14 protein-coding genes are annotated in these 18,091 nt (G+C 43.0%); 10 read left to right on the top strand and 4 right to left on the bottom strand.

Annotated elements, in window-relative coordinates:
• The first annotated feature begins 427 nt into the window (after positions 1 to 427).
• From CHX27_RS07885 to purT, 3 genes are all read left to right on the top strand, one after another.
• Positions 428 to 1,519 (top strand): fatty acid desaturase family protein, encoded by a 1,092-nt coding sequence (locus CHX27_RS07885; RefSeq protein ID WP_094486219.1) that lies wholly within the window; start codon positions 428 to 430, stop codon positions 1,517 to 1,519.
• 4 nt (positions 1,520 to 1,523) lie between these two features.
• A complete protein-coding gene (locus CHX27_RS07880; RefSeq protein WP_094486218.1) occupies positions 1,524 to 2,711 on the top strand; it encodes a pyridoxal phosphate-dependent aminotransferase in 1,188 nt (395 codons plus the stop codon).
• A 63-nt stretch (positions 2,712 to 2,774) separates the two neighbouring features.
• Positions 2,775 to 3,941, top strand: coding sequence for a formate-dependent phosphoribosylglycinamide formyltransferase (purT, locus tag CHX27_RS07875; RefSeq protein ID WP_094486217.1), 1,167 nt, complete (start codon positions 2,775 to 2,777; stop codon positions 3,939 to 3,941).
• A gap of 377 nt (positions 3,942 to 4,318) precedes the next feature.
• Here purT and CHX27_RS07865 read toward each other — a convergent pair whose 3' ends face one another.
• Positions 4,319 to 4,789, bottom strand: coding sequence for an Lrp/AsnC ligand binding domain-containing protein (locus tag CHX27_RS07865; protein ID WP_094486215.1), 471 nt, complete (start codon positions 4,787 to 4,789; stop codon positions 4,319 to 4,321).
• A gap of 9 nt (positions 4,790 to 4,798) precedes the next feature.
• On the bottom strand, positions 4,799 to 6,154 hold the full coding sequence (locus CHX27_RS07860; protein ID WP_094486214.1) for a saccharopine dehydrogenase family protein: 1,356 nt from the start codon (positions 6,152 to 6,154) through the stop codon (positions 4,799 to 4,801).
• A 68-nt stretch (positions 6,155 to 6,222) separates the two neighbouring features.
• Here CHX27_RS07860 and CHX27_RS07855 point away from each other — a divergent pair, with 68 nt between their 5' ends.
• On the top strand, positions 6,223 to 6,618 hold the full coding sequence (locus tag CHX27_RS07855; protein WP_094486221.1) for a DUF423 domain-containing protein: 396 nt from the start codon (positions 6,223 to 6,225) through the stop codon (positions 6,616 to 6,618).
• A gap of 68 nt (positions 6,619 to 6,686) precedes the next feature.
• Positions 6,687 to 8,288, top strand: coding sequence for a phosphoenolpyruvate carboxykinase (ATP) (pckA, locus tag CHX27_RS07850; protein ID WP_094486213.1), 1,602 nt, complete (start codon positions 6,687 to 6,689; stop codon positions 8,286 to 8,288).
• A 146-nt stretch (positions 8,289 to 8,434) separates the two neighbouring features.
• On the opposite strand, the gene CHX27_RS07845 is transcribed toward pckA, so the two are convergent.
• The gene (locus CHX27_RS07845) at positions 8,435 to 9,670 is read right to left on the bottom strand and encodes a 3-deoxy-D-manno-octulosonic acid transferase (RefSeq protein WP_094486220.1); all 1,236 of its coding nucleotides are present in this window, start codon (positions 9,668 to 9,670) and stop codon (positions 8,435 to 8,437) included.
• 93 nt (positions 9,671 to 9,763) lie between these two features.
• Here CHX27_RS07845 and CHX27_RS07840 point away from each other — a divergent pair, with 93 nt between their 5' ends.
• Both CHX27_RS07840 and galE read left to right on the top strand, forming a co-directional pair.
• Positions 9,764 to 10,897 carry a DegT/DnrJ/EryC1/StrS family aminotransferase gene (locus CHX27_RS07840; RefSeq protein ID WP_094486212.1) on the top strand — a complete coding sequence of 378 codons (1,134 nt, stop codon included), beginning with the start codon at positions 9,764 to 9,766 and terminating at the stop codon, positions 10,895 to 10,897.
• Positions 10,898 to 10,899: 2 nt separating this feature from the next.
• Positions 10,900 to 11,916 (top strand): UDP-glucose 4-epimerase GalE, encoded by a 1,017-nt coding sequence (gene galE, locus CHX27_RS07835; RefSeq protein WP_094486211.1) that lies wholly within the window; start codon positions 10,900 to 10,902, stop codon positions 11,914 to 11,916.
• A gap of 70 nt (positions 11,917 to 11,986) precedes the next feature.
• Here galE and fabD read toward each other — a convergent pair whose 3' ends face one another.
• Positions 11,987 to 12,862 (bottom strand): ACP S-malonyltransferase, encoded by an 876-nt coding sequence (gene fabD, locus CHX27_RS07830; protein WP_094486210.1) that lies wholly within the window; start codon positions 12,860 to 12,862, stop codon positions 11,987 to 11,989.
• A 195-nt stretch (positions 12,863 to 13,057) separates the two neighbouring features.
• Between fabD and CHX27_RS07825 the strand changes: the two genes are divergently transcribed.
• From CHX27_RS07825 to CHX27_RS07815, 3 genes are all read left to right on the top strand, one after another.
• Positions 13,058 to 14,683 carry a hypothetical protein gene (locus tag CHX27_RS07825; RefSeq protein WP_094486209.1) on the top strand — a complete coding sequence of 542 codons (1,626 nt, stop codon included), beginning with the start codon at positions 13,058 to 13,060 and terminating at the stop codon, positions 14,681 to 14,683.
• 250 nt (positions 14,684 to 14,933) lie between these two features.
• Positions 14,934 to 15,857 (top strand): SGNH/GDSL hydrolase family protein, encoded by a 924-nt coding sequence (locus CHX27_RS07820; RefSeq protein WP_094486208.1) that lies wholly within the window; start codon positions 14,934 to 14,936, stop codon positions 15,855 to 15,857.
• Positions 15,858 to 15,960: 103 nt separating this feature from the next.
• Positions 15,961 to 18,027: an ATP-binding protein gene (locus CHX27_RS07815; protein WP_094486207.1), complete on the top strand. Its 2,067-nt coding sequence runs from the start codon at positions 15,961 to 15,963 to the stop codon at positions 18,025 to 18,027.
• The last annotated feature ends 64 nt before the right edge of the window (positions 18,028 to 18,091 follow it).

The raw sequence follows: 18,091 nt of genomic DNA, 5'->3' as shown, positions 1-18,091 counted from the left end.
TCGGGACTCAAATCTTAATACAAAAATCTCCATTAGCCTTCGACAGGCTCAGGCACCAAGGAATTGTGGGTTAGATTGGGAACATGAAACGTAAAAGTTTGAAAGTCAGTAAGTCTATCCCGATAGCTATCGGGACTAGCTTCCCCAGAAACGATACGTCAACTGGTGAACGTCACCAAGTAACGTTTTCGCAATAGCGATTGACGCGGAAACCCCGCAGCGACGAGATGCGTTTCCAGTAACGATCGGAAGCGAGGAGTTGCAGCAAAAAGCGCGGGCGCCGCTATGCACATCTGTTTTAGGAGAAAACTCGTTGCGGCGCATTGCCCAAATAAAACATAGTTCACAGGTGAAACAAAACCTAAATTTTAGCGTTCATGCATCGTGGTCCACTCTAATTCTTTACCTTTGAGCACAACAATTTTTTATGAATACCACAATACCGAATTTCTCTAAGCAAGACACCGCGAAGTTTTTCCGAACCCTCAACAGCCGCGTGAATGCTTACTTCAAAGACAATAATATTTCTAAAACCGGCAACTGGAAATTACACCTGAAAGCCGTGATTATGTTCGCTATTTTCTTGACGCCTTATTTTTTAATCTTAACCCTCGACATGCCATTCTGGGCCATGTTACTGCTGTCGGTAGTTATGGGAGTGGGTATGGCTGGCGTGGGTATGAACGTGATGCACGACGGAAACCACGGTTCGTATTCGAGCAAAAGTTGGATCAACAAATTTATGGGATCAACCATTTATGTACTTGCCGGAAACGTATACAATTGGCAAGTTCAGCACAATGTGTTGCACCATACGTACACGAATATTCACGGCCACGATGAAGATCTAGACGCCGGACGTATCATGCGTTTTACAACCGAAGCGAAATGGCATCGTTTTCACAAATTTCAACACTATTACAGCGTATTTTTATACGGATTGCTCACATTTAATTGGGCTATTACCACCGATTTCAAACAAATGCGCAACTACCTGAAACGCCGACTGTTTTATGGTAAAGAGAAAAGTCCGAAGATATTGTGGACAACGCTTATCATCACTAAAATTTTATACGTAAGTATCTGGATTTTATTGCCAATACTAATCGGAATTGATTGGTGGCAAGTACTTTTAGGATTTTTCTTGATGCACTACACAGCCGGATTAATTTTGAGTATCGTTTTCCAATTGGCGCACGTGGTAGATCAAACCTCGTATCCAACACCAAACGAAAACGGCGAAATGGAAAATACTTGGGCCATTCACCAACTGTACACCACGGCGAACTTCGCTCCCAAGAATCCGATTGTAAACTGGTTCACAGGCGGTTTGAATCATCAAATCGAGCACCATATTTTCCCGAATATCAGTCATATTCACTACGGTAAAATTGGTGAAATCGTGAAGCAAACTGCCAAAGAATGCAACTTGCCTTACTACGAGTTTAAAACCACTCGCTCGGCTATCTACGCCCATTTCAGACATTTAAAAGCACTTGGAAATCCGTCTCTAGTTTAATATCATGACCTACATTCTTTCTGATCGAATCAATAATCTTGCTGTTTCGCAAACGCTTGCTATGGCTGCCATGGCACGCGAATTAAAAGCGCAAGGAAAAGACATTATTTCTTTAAGCTTGGGAGAACCCGACTTTAATACGCCCGATTTCATTAAAGAAGCGGCCAAAAAAGCAATCGACGAAAACTACAGTACCTATACGCCTGTCGACGGTTACGCCGAATTAAAAGAAGCGATTTGTCAGAAGTTCAAACGCGATAATCAGCTTGATTACAAGCCTTCGAATATCGTTGTTTCAACAGGTGCAAAACAATCCTTGTACAATATTGCCCAAGTGTTGTTAAACGATGGCGATGAAGTAATCCTTCCAGCACCGTTTTGGGTAAGCTATTACGAAATGATCAAATTGTCGGGAGGTATTCCGGTTGTAGTACCCACTTCGGTAGAATCCGATTTTAAAATAACGCCGCAACAATTACAAGATGCGATCACGCCAGGTACAAAAATGCTTTGGTTTAGCTCGCCCTGCAACCCAAGTGGTTCGGTGTACAGCAAAGCCGAATTGGAAGCTTTGTGCGCGGTATTGAAAAATCATCCGCAGATTATAGTAGTAAGTGATGAAATCTACGAGCATATAAATTTTTCGGGATCGTATTGCAGTATAGCCTCGATTGAAGGCATGCTAGATCGAACCGTTACCGTAAATGGTGTCGCTAAAGCTTTTGCCATGACCGGTTGGCGTATTGGCTACATTGGTGCGCCAGAGGCTATTGCTAAAGCTTGTACGAAAATTCAGGGTCAGGTTACCAGCGGAGCCAATTCTATTGCGCAACGAGCTACAATTACGGCATTACAAGCAAATCCAAGTGTCTTGAATGACATGGTACACGCCTTTCACCAGCGTCGGGATTTGGTTATAGAAAAAATGAAATCGATTCCTGGATTTAAGTGCAACGTACCGGAAGGCGCGTTTTATGTGTTTCCGGACGTTTCGTATTATTTTGGGAAAACTCTGCGCGGTACGGAAATTAAAAACGCCGACGATTTTGCCTTGTATCTACTTGCCGAGGCAAATGTAGCAACGGTAACCGGAGACGCATTTGGAAATCCGAATTGTATTCGTATTTCTTACGCTGCCGCAGAAAATCAGCTTATAGAAGCTTTTAATCGCATTCAAGCCGCGGTTTCTTAGTTAGTGCGTCGAACTTTACGATTGCAGTAGCCGTCCAAACGCTTGGTGTTCTGTATATAAGTTATGGAAAAACGTATCGTACTGCTAGGCTCCGGCGAGCTTGGAAAAGAGTTTGTGATTGCCTGTAAGCGTTTGGGGCAATATGTTGTGGCGGTTGATAGTTACGCAAACGCGCCTGCAATGCAAGTGGCCGATGCTTACGAAGTGATAAACATGCTCGATGGTTTGGCGCTCGATGTCGTGATTGCCAAACACCGTCCGGATATAATTGTTCCTGAAATTGAAGCGATACGTACCGAACGTTTTTACCACTACGAGCAGCAGGGCATTCAGGTTGTACCGAGCGCAAAAGCCGCGAATTTTACGATGAATCGGAAGGCAATACGCGATTTAGCGGCAATCGATTTAAATCTGAAAACAGCCGAATACCGCTATGCTACCAGCGAAGCTTCGTTGCGAGCCGCCGTTGCCGAGGTAGGTATGCCTTGTGTGGTAAAGCCTTTGATGTCGTCTTCGGGCAAAGGACAATCGGTTATAAAATCACAAAACGATATTTCGAAGTCTTGGCAATATGCCGTAGAAGGATCGCGAGGCGACTTAGTAGAAGTTATCGTAGAGGCTTTCATTGATTTTGATTACGAAATTACGCTACTAACTGTGACGCAGCAAAACGGACCGACTTTGTTTTGTGCGCCGATAGGGCACCGTCAGGAGCGCGGCGATTATCAGGAAAGTTGGCAGCCGATGCCTATGTTGGAGCAGCAGCTTCGTGAAGCCGAGCAAATGGCGGCCAAAGTAACGGAAGCATTGGGAGGTGCGGGTTTGTTTGGTGTTGAATTTTTTATTTCGAAGACGGCGGTTTACTTTTCGGAATTATCGCCCAGACCGCACGATACTGGCATGGTAACTTTGGCGGGCACCCAAAATTTAAACGAATTTGAACTGCACGCGCGTGCCGTGTTGGGATTGCCCATAAATGAAATTCAATTGTTGAAAAAGGGCGCAAGTGCTGTGATTTTAGCTGCAGCAGATAGTAATTCTCCTCGTTTTGAAGGAATAGATGCGGCACTTTCGGTTCCGAACAGCGATATCCGTTTGTTTGGAAAACCCACTTCAAGACCGTATCGCCGGATGGGCGTTGCATTGGTTTACGGCGATTTAGACAAAGAAATAGAATACATCACCTCGCAGGCCAAGAGAGTAGCTGCACGGGTTTCGGTGGTGGGGTAGGCTCCTAAGTATTCGTGCTTTGCGGCTTGTATCGCAAATATCGGCTTGTCGTTTATAGCGAGCTGGTAATCAATATAATTTTGAGTAAATATTATATTGTTTTGCAAAGCGATGATTTGTTGCTAGGACTAATCTTGTGCTTTTGAATACAGCTTAAGCACGTTAATTTCAGATGTTATTTTTTGGAGCACTCTTTTCCAGCCCCGAGCGCAGTGGATAGCCCACAGTGGGAAAGCGGATTTTTTTGTTGGCGCGCGGCGGCGACCAGCGGAAGCCGTTGCAAGACTTACAAAAAACCGGTTTCCCACGCGGACTAGCAACGAAGCGCGGGAATTGCTGGCCAAAAAAAAGGAATAACGAAAGCGTATTGAGATTTCTTACAATTGAATTTGACGCTCGAGCTGTTGTTCTAGAGAAATAAATGTTTCTGTACGGCTCACGCCATCAATAACCTGAATTTTGTTATTCAATAAATTCATCAAATGTTCGTTGTCGCGACAAATGATTTTTATTAAAATCGACCAATTTCCTGTGGTATAGTGGCATTCCAAAACTTCGGGGATTTTCTTTAACTCGCGCACGGCTTCTGGGTTTCGGGCAGCTTTGTCGAGATAAATACCTATAAACGCCATAGTGCTGTATCCCAATACTTTATTATTGACAGTGAATTTAGAACCTGAGATTACGCCCGCTTGTTCCAGCTTTCGAAGTCGCTGATGAATGGCAGCTCCAGAAATACCTACTTTATTGGCAATTTGCAGTATGGGTTTTCGGGCATCGATCATTAGTTCCCGCAGGATTTCTTTGTCGATGCCGTCAATTTCTATTTGTAGCGCATTGATTTTCATAATCGTACCTTAATTTTCGTAACCTTTGTAATCTACAACTTTCTCGTTAAATATCACGCCGTGTTGTTCCAATTCTTGTAAAACGGGCTCATAAACTTCTTTGGCAATAGGCAATTGCACGCCCGGTGTTGTAATTACTTTATTGAGAATCATTAGTGCCGAAATAGCAACGGGAAGGCCTACTGTTTTAGCCATAGCCGTGTACGTTTGGTCGTCGCCGAGGCAAACCATGGTGGCGTCAATTTGCTGCTTTTTGCCTTCGAGTTCGTAGCCGATTTTGTGGTACATGACAATCATATCGGTATCATCCTCAGATAGTTTCCAGCTGTCGCTCAATATCTTTTCCAAAATCATTGCGGGCGTCGCGTTCTTGATACCTACAATTTTGTTTGGGTTGAAGAGATCGAGTTCCTGAAGTTTGTCCCAGATCACGTCGTCTTGTTCGATACCTGCGTTTAAACGAAGTTTTATTTCGACCGAATCGCTCGGATGGTGTGGTAAAAAGAGGTTAACAAATTCGCGGTAGTTCAGTTGTTCGGAATTGTCGATGATGTACGAATCGTCGGTCATTCCCAATTGAACAAAAACATTCCAAGCTCGTGAAAAGCCTACACGTCGGATGGTTCCGCGGTACAGCGTCAGTGCATCTTGCAAGCCGTACACTTCGCGGTATTTTAAACTGTCTCTGTTGGCGTAGCCTTCAAATCGGCCAAAACCGTCGATTTCCAAAAATTCGGTACGTCGGAATAATTTGTGGTACGGAATATACTTGTACGTTCCTTCCTGAAGAAACTTCGCAGCACCGCCTTGTCCGGCCAAAACAACGTTTCGAGGCGCCCAAGTAAACTTGTAATTCCACAGATTATTGTCGGATTCAGGCGCTACCAATCCGCCGCAAAACGATTCGAATAGCAGCATTTTTCCGCCTTTAGCTCGAATTTCGTCAATAATTTTCATGGCACTCATGTGGTCGATTCCCGGATCTAATCCAATTTCGTTCATGAATACCAATCCTTTTTCAATGGCTTCCTGGTTTAGGGCTTGCATGCCGTCGCTAATGTAGCTTGCAGTAACGAGGTGTTTGCTGTGTTTCAAGCAATCTTTTGCCAATTCGATATGCAAATGAGCAGGCAGCATCGATATTACCAGGTCGGATTCGGAAACGAGTTTGCTTCGCGATGCGGCATCGTGGATGTCGAATGCCACTGCTGTTGCCGCTTGGTGATTGTTGATTTTCTTTTGGGCGAGTTCGACCGACAAATCGGCTACGGTCAGATGCAACTGTTCTGTTTCCGCTTTATCCAATAAGTACTTTATAAGTGAAGAAGCCGATCGTCCGGCACCAACAATCAAGATATTTCTCATAGCTTTGTGTGCAGATTTGCGCAAATGTAAACAATTGCCTTTGTTGGCTAGACTCGAATTTTATGGTTTTGAATAAGCAATTAGCAAGTACGGGATTAATTCTTGGCGTAATTAGTATTGTTGCCGGTGCGTTTGGCGCCCATGCCTTGAAGAAAATCTTTACGGAAAATCAGTTGGAAACCTTCGAAGTTGCCGTGCGCTATTTGATGTACAACGGTTTATTTTTGGTGGCAATAGCTTCGTATTCATTTTCTAAGAAACAAGTAAACAGTATTTTACAGCTCTGTCTGGCTGGCGTAATGCTCTTTTCAGGATCTATCTTTGGCTTATTGTTTGGAACGAACCTCGGAATAAATGTTAAATTCCTAGGACCTATAACACCAATAGGCGGCGTTTTGATGATTGCCGCTTGGATTTTAACAATTTACCATATTTTTCGTTCGAAAAAAGAAAATCTTTCTTAACTACAACGTTGTAATTTAATAATTTTTACTTTTACAGCAAATTTTAATGCAACACAATTCATAAAATTATGGACAACCACGCCTTGATTACGAAATCGATTTCGGTAACTTCCTTAGGAATTCAAAACGCTCAAGTTCATTATCAATTAAGTCCGGAAGAATTGCACAATATAACGGTGTCTAAAGGTCAAGGTGTTACTGCTAGTTCAGGCGCCCTTGCCATTAACACGGGTGCGTTTACAGGGCGTTCGCCTCAGGATCGTTTTATCGTTGAGGACGACATTACCCGTGAGCACGTTTGGTGGGGCAAAGTGAATATCCCTTTCGATAGCGGAAAATTTGATGCGCTGTACGATCGTGTTTGCGATTACTTATCCAATAAAGAAGTTTTTGTTCGTGAAAGTTACGTGTGTGCCGATCCACATTACCGATTGAACGTACGTGTGGTTACCGAAACTGCTTGGTCGAATTTGTTTTGTTACAATATGTTTTTGCGTCCTAACGCTAGCGAATTGGAAGGTTTTTCGCCTGATTGGCACGTAATCTGTGCACCTGGCTTCGAAGCTGTTCCCGAGCGCGACGGAACCCGACAGTCGAATTTCGCTATTCTAAATTTTTCTCGAAAAATTGCTTTAGTAGGCGGAACGGGCTACACCGGAGAAATGAAGAAAGGAATTTTTTCAGCCTTGAATTTCATGTTGCCTGTTTTCAAAAATACATTGCCAATGCATTGTAGCGCTAACGTGGGCGAATCGGGCGATACTGCCTTGTTCTTTGGTTTGTCAGGTACTGGAAAAACTACCTTATCGGCCGATCCAAACAGAAAATTGATAGGCGACGACGAACACGGTTGGACATCCGAAAATACCATCTTTAATTTTGAAGGCGGTTGTTATGCCAAAGTTGTAAACTTAACAGAAGAAAGCGAACCGGATATTTTTCGTGCTATTAAGCCGGGTGCCATTTTAGAGAATGTTGTTTTTAAAGAAGGTACAATGGACGTTGATTTTAAAGACACGTCGATTACGCCCAACACACGCGTCTCGTATCCCATCGAGCATATTGCAAACATTCAACCGGGTTCTATAGGAAAAAATCCAAAGAATATCTTTTTCCTTACTGCCGATTCGTTTGGTATCCTCCCTCCGATTTCTCGTTTAACGCCTGGTCAGGCGGCGTACCATTTTATTTCGGGCTACACGGCAAAAGTTGCAGGAACCGAAGCTGGAGTAAACGAGCCACAACCTAATTTCTCTGCTTGTTTTGGTGCGCCATTTATGCCTTTACATCCTACAAAATATGCCGAAATGTTGAGTGCTAAAATGCAAGAAGCAGGTGTGAAAGTGTGGTTAATAAATACCGGTTGGACGGGCGGCGCTTACGGAACTGGTTCCAGAATGAAGTTAGCTTACACACGATCGATGATTACTGCTGCGTTAAATGGCGAGTTAGATGCGGTAAACTACCAAAAGCACGACGTTTTTGGTATGGAAATTCCAACCAGCTGTCCAAATGTGCCAGCAGAGGTTTTGAATCCAAGAAATACGTGGTCGGATGCTGCTTTGTATGATCAGAAAGCCGTAGAACTTGCCGCAAAGTTTAAAGATAATTTCAGCAAGTTTGAATCGTTCGCCAACGCCGAGATTATGGCAGGTGGGCCAACAATATAATTCGATTAAAAAGTAGTTTTTAATTTGTTCATGTCCGCGGTAGTTTGTTGCGAGCTATCGCGGATTTTCGTTTTAAATCGAAGGTATTTCAATGTTCAAAAACGTTAAGCAATACACTTTTCCAAATCGGCTATTTGAAGAGAAACCTACAGATTACCTAAATACTTCATCACACTTGCTGTCGCTCCCGTGTTCATTTGAACAAATGTTTGCGCAATATGTCCTACTTCGGCTGCCACATCGGGTTCATTCAGCAGTAAATCAATTTTTTCACGAAAAGCCGCTTCCGAATCAACTGATAGTACACCGCCGTTTTTTACCAGCGCTGTAGCTTCTGCAAAATGGTTGTAATTCGGGCCGATCACTACTGGAGTTCCAAAAATTGCGGGTTCCAATACATTGTGGATGCCCGGGTTTCCGAAGCCGCCGCCTACATAGGCTATATCCGCGGCAGCGTAAAGGCTGGTTAGGAATCCGATAGCGTCTACAATGAGTACTCTTGCGGCGGGGAGTTCCTCCAATTTCATGGTAGAGAATGTGCTAAAAGGTACGCGCAGCTGTCGTTGCAATTCGGTAATTTGTTCTGATTTAATGTTGTGCGGAGCGAAAAGAAATTTAGTGCCGGCTGCGCTGCCATTGATGTAGTTTGCCCACAATTGCTCGTCTTTTGGCCAACTACTTCCAATGACAATCAGATTATCGCTGCCTTTAAAATTCGTAAGCCATTCGGGAGTTTTTACGTTAGCGGCAATGGCAACCACGCGGTCGAAACGCGTATCGCCGCTCACGGTGATGTTTTGAAAACCGATGCCGCGAAGTAATTCGGCACCAGTCGCATTTTGTACAAAAAAGTGTGAAAAAGCGGTTAGCGCCTTTCGGTAGAATCCACCATACCATTTAAAGAAAATCTGATTGGATCTGAATACGCCAGAAACCAAGAAAAGCTTGGTGTTGTTGCGTTTCATTTCTTGTAAATAGTTTGGCCAATATTCGTATTTGACAAAGAACACGAGTTCGGGATTGAGCAGATTCAAAAACTTTCTCGCGTTAGCAGCTGTATCGAGAGGAAGGTACAGCGTTAGGTCGGCAATTTTATTGTTTTTGCGAATTTCATAACCGGAAGGTGAGAAGAACGTCAGCACAATTTTGTGTTTCGGATACTGCTTTTTTACTTCTTCCATAATCGGCAAACCTTGTTCGTATTCGCCAAGAGATGCGGTGTGAAACCAGATGGTCTGGGGCTCCGAACGCATAAAATCCGATAACTGTGCGAAAACCGTGGCCCTGCCCGATACAAATTGCTGAAGTTTAACGGAGTTCCGCGCAACAAGTGGTAGCACGAGTTCAACCAAACGAACGAGTAAAGAATAAAGCGTGTACATGTAAAAAAGCTTTCGTCTGCGAAAATACGTTTCTTTTTCTTGACAGCTAGCAACTGCTTTATTTCTTACTTTTGCGCGGTAAATTCCATACACATGCGAAAAATTCAAATGGTTGACTTAAAAAGTCAATACGAAAAGATAAAACCGGTGATCGACGCCAAAATCCAAGAAGTATTAGATACCAATACCTATATCAACGGACCTGAAGTTGCTTCGTTTCAAAAAAATTTGGAGGCGTATTTAGGTGCAAAGCACGTTATTCCGTGTGCCAACGGTACCGATGCCTTGCAAATTGCAATGATGGGCTTGGGTTTACAGCCAGGCGATGAGGTGATTACAGCCGATTTTACCTTTGCAGCAACCGTCGAAGTAATTGCGTTATTGCAACTTACTCCTGTTTTGGTTGACGTAGAATTAGGAAACATGAACATTTCCATCGAAGCCATTAAAAAAGCTATCACACCAAAAACGAAAGCAATTGTTCCGGTGCACCTCTTCGGAAGAGCAGCAAACATGGAAGCAATTATGCGTGTGGCAGAAGAACATAACTTGTATGTGATTGAAGATAACGCACAAGCTATCGGCGCGAATTGCAAGTTTTCGGACGGCAGCAAGCGAAAAGCGGGAGTGATCGGACATGTAGGAGCAACCTCGTTCTTCCCTTCTAAAAATTTAGGCTGTTACGGCGATGGAGGTGCAATTTTTACCAACGACGACGAACTGGCGCACACCTTACGCGGTATCGTAAACCACGGAATGTACGTGAGATACCACCACGACGTTGTAGGTGTAAACTCGCGATTAGACAGTATTCAGGCAGCCGTGCTCAACGCCAAGTTGCCACATTTGGATACTTACAACGCCGCTCGTCAGAACGCCGCTCGAAAATATTCAGCTGCTTTTGAAAACCATCCGAAAATAATAGCACCTTCTATTTGCGATATCTGCGACTGCCACGTGTTTCACCAATATACGTTGCGAATTATTGATGGCGATCGCGACGGACTCATGCAGCATCTTTTAGACAACGGAATTCCTTGCGCCATTTATTATCCAATTCCGTTGCATGCACAGAAAGCTTACGCAGATGAACGTTATCAAGAAGCAGACTTCCCAAATACCAATCGTTTGGTTAAAGAAGTTATTTCTCTTCCGATGCACTCAGAATTAGACGATGAGCAAATAGCATTCATCACCTCAAAAGTTATCGAATTTTTAAAACCATAATTGTGCGAATATTAGTAACCGGAGGCTTAGGCTACATTGGTGCACACACCGTAGTGGCACTTATTGAACAGAACTTCGACGTAGTTGTTGTCGATGATTTATCCAACACCTCGCTATCTGCTCTCGATGGCATTGAGAAAATTACCGGCGTGAAACCCGATTTTTTCGAAGTTGATTTACGAAACCAAAGCGACGTAAATAGCTTTTTTGAATCGCAAGCACAAATCGATGGCGTCATTCACTTTGCTGCATCAAAAGCCGTGGGAGAAAGCGTTACCAACCCATTTTTGTATTACCACAACAATATTGGAGGCATTTTAAACCTACTTTCTGGTTTGCAAAAATTCCCAAACGCGAAGTTTATTTTTAGTTCGTCTTGTACCGTTTATGGCCAGGCCGATGAGTTACCGATAACCGAATCGGCACCAATTAAACCCGCCATGTCGCCCTACGGAAATACCAAACAAATAGGGGAGGAGATTTTATCGGATATGGCAAAAGCCGATCAAATTCAAGCAATTGCCTTACGATATTTCAACCCTATTGGTGCACACGAAAGTGCCGAAATTGGCGAACTGCCGCTCGGTGTTCCACAAAATTTAGTGCCTTTTATTACGCAAACTGCCGCCGGATTACGCAATCAATTGTCGGTTTTTGGAGCCGATTATCCAACGCCAGACGGTACTTGCATACGCGATTACATCTACGTAGTCGATTTAGCCGAAGCTCATGTAGTGGCGTTGCAGCGTTTGCTTTCAGGTAAGAATCAATCGAATTTAGAAATATTCAACCTCGGAACAGGAAAAGGTTCTTCAGTTCTTGAAGTAATAAACGCTTTTGAAGCCGTTTCGGGAAAGAAATTACCATATCAAATCGTTGCGCGACGCGAAGGCGATGTTACCGCAGCTTATGCCGACACCCAGCATGCCAACCAAGTTTTAGGTTGGAAAGCCAAAAACGATCTTACTCATGCCATTGCTACAGCATGGAAATGGGAACAAAAAATCCGCGGCATTTAACCGCGGATTTTATTTTATAAGATTTTGATTCAAAAATTAGTTCGCAATCAAAAACTTCGATACGATGCATTTACAAATTTTCTGTTGTAACTTCTTTGTCGATTTTCTTTACCAAGCCTGTTAAAACGGCACCCGGACCTATTTCTGTAAAATGCGTTGCACCATCGGCAATCATTTGTCGTACCGATTGCGTCCATTTCACAGCTCCAGTAAGTTGCGAAATTAAATTTTGCTTGATTTCTGCGGCCTCAGTAACACCTTTGGCAACCACATTTTGATACACTGGGCAAATCGGATTCTGAATGTTCGTTTTTTCGATCGCTTCAGCTAGTTCGGCGCGTGCAGGCTCCATCATCGGCGAATGAAATGCACCACCCACCGGTAAAATTAGTGCGCGTTTTGCTCCAGCCGCTTTCAGATTTTCGCAGGCTTTTTCGACCGCAGCCACTTCGCCAGATATAACAAGCTGTCCGGGACAATTGTAATTCGCCGCAACCACTACTCCAGGAGTTTCTTCGCAAATGCGCTCTACAACTTCGTCTTCTAAACCAAGAACAGCCGCCATTGTTGAAGGTGCTGCTTCACAAGCTTTTTGCATCGCATTGGCTCGAATGGCAACTAAACGCAAGCCGTCTTCAAAACTCATCGCTCCTGCAGCAACCAAAGCCGAAAACTCACCTAACGAATGGCCAGCAACCATCGCCGGCTTAAAATCGGCGCCCAAGGTTATGGCGCCAATAACCGCATGTAAAAAAACTGCCGGTTGGGTTACATTGGTTTGCTTGAGCTCGTCGGCAGTTCCGTTAAACATAATGTCGGTAATTCGAAATCCCAAAACCTCATTTGCCTTTTCAAATAGTGCTTTGGCTTGCTCCGAACTGTCGTATAAATCTTTTCCCATGCCGCTAAATTGCGCGCCTTGTCCAGGAAATACGTATGCTTTCATCTGTAAATTTGAATGTTTGTAATTGCAAAGAAAGTAATTCGAAGCAGTTCAACCTAAAAATTTTATCACTTAATTACGAGTCAGAATTCCATAAATACGCCACTTCCTAAAATCTTTTTGCAGTACTTTGTAGAAGTATCGTTTTAAACGTAACAGAATTACAAAACAGCTTACTAATTACAAAAACAAAAGAAAATGAAAATAGTGCTACGCGTTTTGCTGCTTTTATTAACCCTGTATTTGGGAGTCTATTTCTTCCTTCCGGTTTTAAACTACGGCTTTTACGGTCTTGGACTTTTGTTGCTGTTTACCTTGTTGCTAACTGTAGTTTTTTTCACCAGCTTTTCTGTCAATCCAAAATCCAAGCAAGTGGTTGCCTCAGGAAAAATTGGAAAAGTTCTCGGAATTCCTATGTTGGTGGTGTTACTGTATTTAACGGTAGTTCCCTTAGTTACCTCGCTACCGATGTTTCACGCCGATGCCTACCAAAAATTAATTGGAACCGTTAAAACCGGTACCGAACTTACCACGCATATTGCACCCATTTCGCTCGATAAAATTCGTGTGGTCGATGAGAATTTAGCGTATTTACTCGGCGAAAAAATCATCGGCTCGCAACCCGCTCTAGGTTCGCAAGTTGAAATCGGCGATTTTACCATACAAAAAGTAAAAGACGAACTCTACTGGGTGGCACCACTTTTACATACCGGTTTCTTTAAATGGTACGCCAATTCCGAAGGTACTCCCGGCTACGTGATGGTTTCTGCCACCAACGAGCGCGACGTTCGACTCGTAACCAACGTAAACAACAAACCGCTAAAAATTAAGTACCAACCGGCCGCGTATTTTGGTTCACGTATCGACCGACATGTGTATTTTAACGGCTATATGGCTACCGGAATCACTGGCTTTAAATTCGAAATCGACGATGCCGGAAATCCGTACTGGATTGTCACAACCTACGATAAGAAAATTGGTTTTAACGGAAGCGATGCAAATGGCGTGCTCTCCATCGATGCACAAACCGGCGAAATCAAAGAATATTCGCTTACTTCAACGCCTACGTGGATCGATCGTATTCAGCCTATTTCCTTTATCGAAGAGCAACTCGACGATTGGGGCGAGTACGTTAACGGCTACTTCAACTGGTCGAATGCCGATAAACTCGAAACTACCGAAGGCTTAACGCTCGTGTACGGCAAAAATCAGAAGTCGTATTGGTACACCGGATTATCGTCGGTAGGTAAAGACGAGTCGACAGTTGGGTTTGTCCTCGTGGATACCCGAACTAAAGAAACCACCTACTACAAGCAGAGCGGCGCTACCGAATATGCGGCACAACGCTCGGCCGAAGGTAAAGTGCAGGAAAAAGGCTACCAAGCTTCAACGCCAATTCCGTACATCATCAACAATATTCCGACCTATGTAATGACGTTAAAAGATTCAGGCGGGTTGGTCAAAATGTTTGCCATGGTTTCTATCAACGATTACACGATTGTGGGCGTTGGAAATACCATGCGCGAAACCTTAATGTCGTATAAAAACGTGTACAACATGGCCGATAACGGCATTGGTGCGAAAAGCGTTACGCAAAAAGAAGTGCTTAAAGGCGTGGTGAGTCGCATTCAAACCGATGTGAAAAACGGCAATAGTTTTTACTACTTTACCATTAAAAACCAAAACGACATTTTCGTCGGATCTTCGCAATTGTCTAACCAGCTTCCCGTTACCATAGTTGGCGACAGTATCGAAATTTCCTTCGATCGCGAACAGGAAGAGGTCATCGATATTTCGAGTTTTAAGAATAAGAGTTTCAAGTAATTTTTGGGGGTTCCGGCGCCACGCCTTATTGTGAAAACGGTAGGTGTGGCGCCGTCGGGCTTTCTGCTTTACTCCGCCCCGCCGCAGCGGATGCGGGGTATCGCTGCCAATCCCTAACCCGGAAAAGTGCACAACAATTCGTCTGAATTTTGAAAAATCCGCTAAGAAAAGTCGTTTAAGACGTTTTTCGATACACGCGTAATGCAGCAGCACGGCAAAAGTTTTACATTTGAAACAGCCGAGTTGCATCATGAAAAAATTTCTAAAACACGTCTTTCTTTTTTTAGCTCCCGTTGCCGTGCTGCTCGTAGCTTGCGAATGGGCGTTGCGATGCATTCCCAACGATGCCAGCTTTCGCGAAGCGCAGTTAGAAAAGCACAAACAAACAATTACCACGCTAATTCTCGGCGATTCGCATCCCTATTTCGGAATTAATCCGGAATACATAAACCAGCAAACCTTCAATCTGGCGGCCGTTTCCGAAACACCAGACCTTACCTTAAAAGTGGTAAAACACGAAATCAACCGACTGCCGAATCTAAAAACGTTGGTCGTTGGCTTGTCGTATTTCAGTTTGTACGAGAGTCTAACTGAGGGTTCCGAGGCTTGGCGTTTGCGACACTACAACATTTACCGATCCATGCAAGTAGGGGAATTTCCGCAAAATCACTTGGAAATTGCTTCGTTTTCGATGCTGCAAAACATCGACCGACTTCTTAGCTACTACGCACACGATAAATCGGAAGTTACCTGCAATGCGTTTGGTGCTGGAGTAACGTACCGCGATTTCAATGCGAAACGTCTGCGTGAATCGGCAGTAATTGCGGCAAAGCGCCATACCTTCGATTTGCAGTCAGCCGACGTACAGCTGCAGCGAACAATACAGAGAAAAGCCTTGCAAAATATAGTTTCGCTCGCGGCTAAGCACAACATAAAAGTCGTTTTTGTCCTTTTGCCCGCCATGGATACCTATCGCGAACTGATTCCCTTTGAGCAGAAACAAGAAATGCTGCAAGTGGTACAACAGTTGCAAAAAATAAATAAGCAGCTGCAATTTTTGGATTTTAGCGCCGATCCGCGGTTTGTTCCGCACGATTTTTACGACGCCGATCATTTGAATGCGGCAGGTGCCCAAAAAATGAGTTCAATTCTAGCAGCTTGGTTGGCAAACTAATATATTTGATACCAGTCTTTTACTTTAGACGAATTTGAAAGAGAATTTGCCGATTGTGCGGCACAGAAGTTTAACTAAAAGACGTCGAATTTGATAATGAGTTATGCACAGAATAGTACTTTACTGCTTATTTTTCACCGTTTCAAGCGTAACTTTTTCTCAAGTTAAGGGAGAGAAGCGTTTTTCGATACACACGGATACGCTGAAACTCGCTCCGAAAATGTACCGCGATTCGACCCAAATTAAAGGGCATCTCGATTACATCTTTGAAAATTTCAGAGTCGATATTGGAAACGGAATTTCACTTTGCGATTATCTGTATAACAGAAGTCGCGAGATAAAAAAACCGGCACTAATGGCGTCGGCACGGAATATAAAAGCCAGTATTTACGCACTTCGAAACGATTACACAAACGCAACTAAGTTCTTTCTTGAAGCAGCAGATTTATTCGATAAACTGAATATTCCGTATTCAACGGCTAATATGTACAACAACGTTGGGATGATGTACAACAATACGAACAACAAGAAACTTGCACTTCAGTATTTTGAAAAAGGTTTAAAGGTTGCCGAAAAATACAAATTAGATAACCCGAAGGCGCTGATTTACATAAACCTAACAAACCTTCACATTACAGAAAATAACCTAGATGCTGCCCTAGAAACTGCTATAAGAGCAAATGCGCTTTGTGAAAAACTGAAGTTATTTAAAGAACAAGCCGTAAATGCAAATCTCATCGGGGTGATTTATTATTACAAGTCCGATTTTGAAAAAGCCTTAGAATACTATCGCTTATCGCTAAAGCTGTCTAAACAAACAGGCGACGTACATTCGGAAAATACGGCTTTAAGTAACATCGGCGAAATTCAAGTTTTGCAAAACAAGCCCGAAGCATTAACCACCTTACAAGCCTGCGAAAACTATTTCAAGAAAATAAAAGACTATAGTAGTTTGCAGCAAGTTTACCTGCATTATTCTACATTTTTTAGAAACAGTAATCAGGATAAAAAAACAATCGAATATCTCGATAAACTTCGGAAAGTAGAAAGCCAGCTTAGCGATTCGCTGCAACGCAAATCGGTTGTTTTTTACCAAACTAAATTCGAAACGCAGCAAAAAGAAAACAAGATTTTACTGCTTTCCAAAGCCGATTCGATAAAGAATCTAAAAATCGCTAACCAGCAGTTGGCTCTGAGTCGAAATTTGTTAGAGTTAACGCGACAAAAATTAGCGCTGTCTGGTGCGCGTTTGCAGCTGGCACAAGACAGTTTGCACATCGCTAAACAGGGTAAAACTATTTTGCAAGCACAATTGCAAGCTTCGAAAAGGCAAGAGAAAATTAAAAGTTTGAGCAAGGAAGCCCTACGTCAGAAGTTGATTTTGAAAGAGAAAGAAATTGCTCTTAATCGCAAAAACACAACGATTGGATTTATACTCATTGCAGCTATTCTAGTACTCTTAATTGCATATGCTTTGTATAGAAAGAAACAATTAGAGCAAAAAGCAATTTTAGCAGCCGAAAAAAGTAAACAACGCGAATTGTTAACCCAAGCAGTTATTGAAGCCGAAGAAACCGAACGAAAGCGCATTGCATCGGATCTTCACGACGGCGTGGGTCAGTTGTTTAGTGCCGTGAAAATGAATCTGTCCGGTTTGTTTACTCGTGTAGAACTTGTCCGGGATGAAGATCGGTTTCTGGCAGAAAAAACCATGGCTTTAGTTGATGAAAGTTGTAAAGAAGTACGCGTGATTAGCCATAAAATGATGCCAAACTTTCTTTTGAAATCAGGAATTGCATCCGATATAAGGAGCTTCATCGAAAAAGTAGATGCAGAAACACTAAAAATTTCTTTTGAAAGTCAGGGTTTCAAAGAACAAATGGAGTTTACCGAAGAAACCATTTTGTATCGCGTTATTCAGGAGCTAATCAACAACGTTATTAAACACGCGCAGGCAACAGAATTGCACATTGCACTGAACAAAACAAGTACAACAATATCCGTTCACATTGAAGATAACGGTATTGGCTTTAACTTGGAAGAAGCTTTGGAAAAAGGAGGTTTAGGCATGAAAAATATTCTGGTGCGCGTTGATTATTTGAAAGGGAAAGTACATTTTAAAGCTAATAAACCAAGCGGAACAATAGTGCACATTGAAATTCCGATTTAAAGTACTGAAAGCAAAATAGTACAAATGAGTTATTGTTGTAGGGAGTGCTAATGCCTTGCTTTGT

It is taken from the genome of Flavobacterium aurantiibacter (assembly GCF_002251775.1).
Lineage (GTDB): Bacteria > Bacteroidota > Bacteroidia > Flavobacteriales > Flavobacteriaceae > Flavobacterium > Flavobacterium aurantiibacter.
The sequence above is the reverse complement of the archived record's forward strand: the minus strand, read 5'-3'. Positions and strand labels throughout refer to the sequence as shown.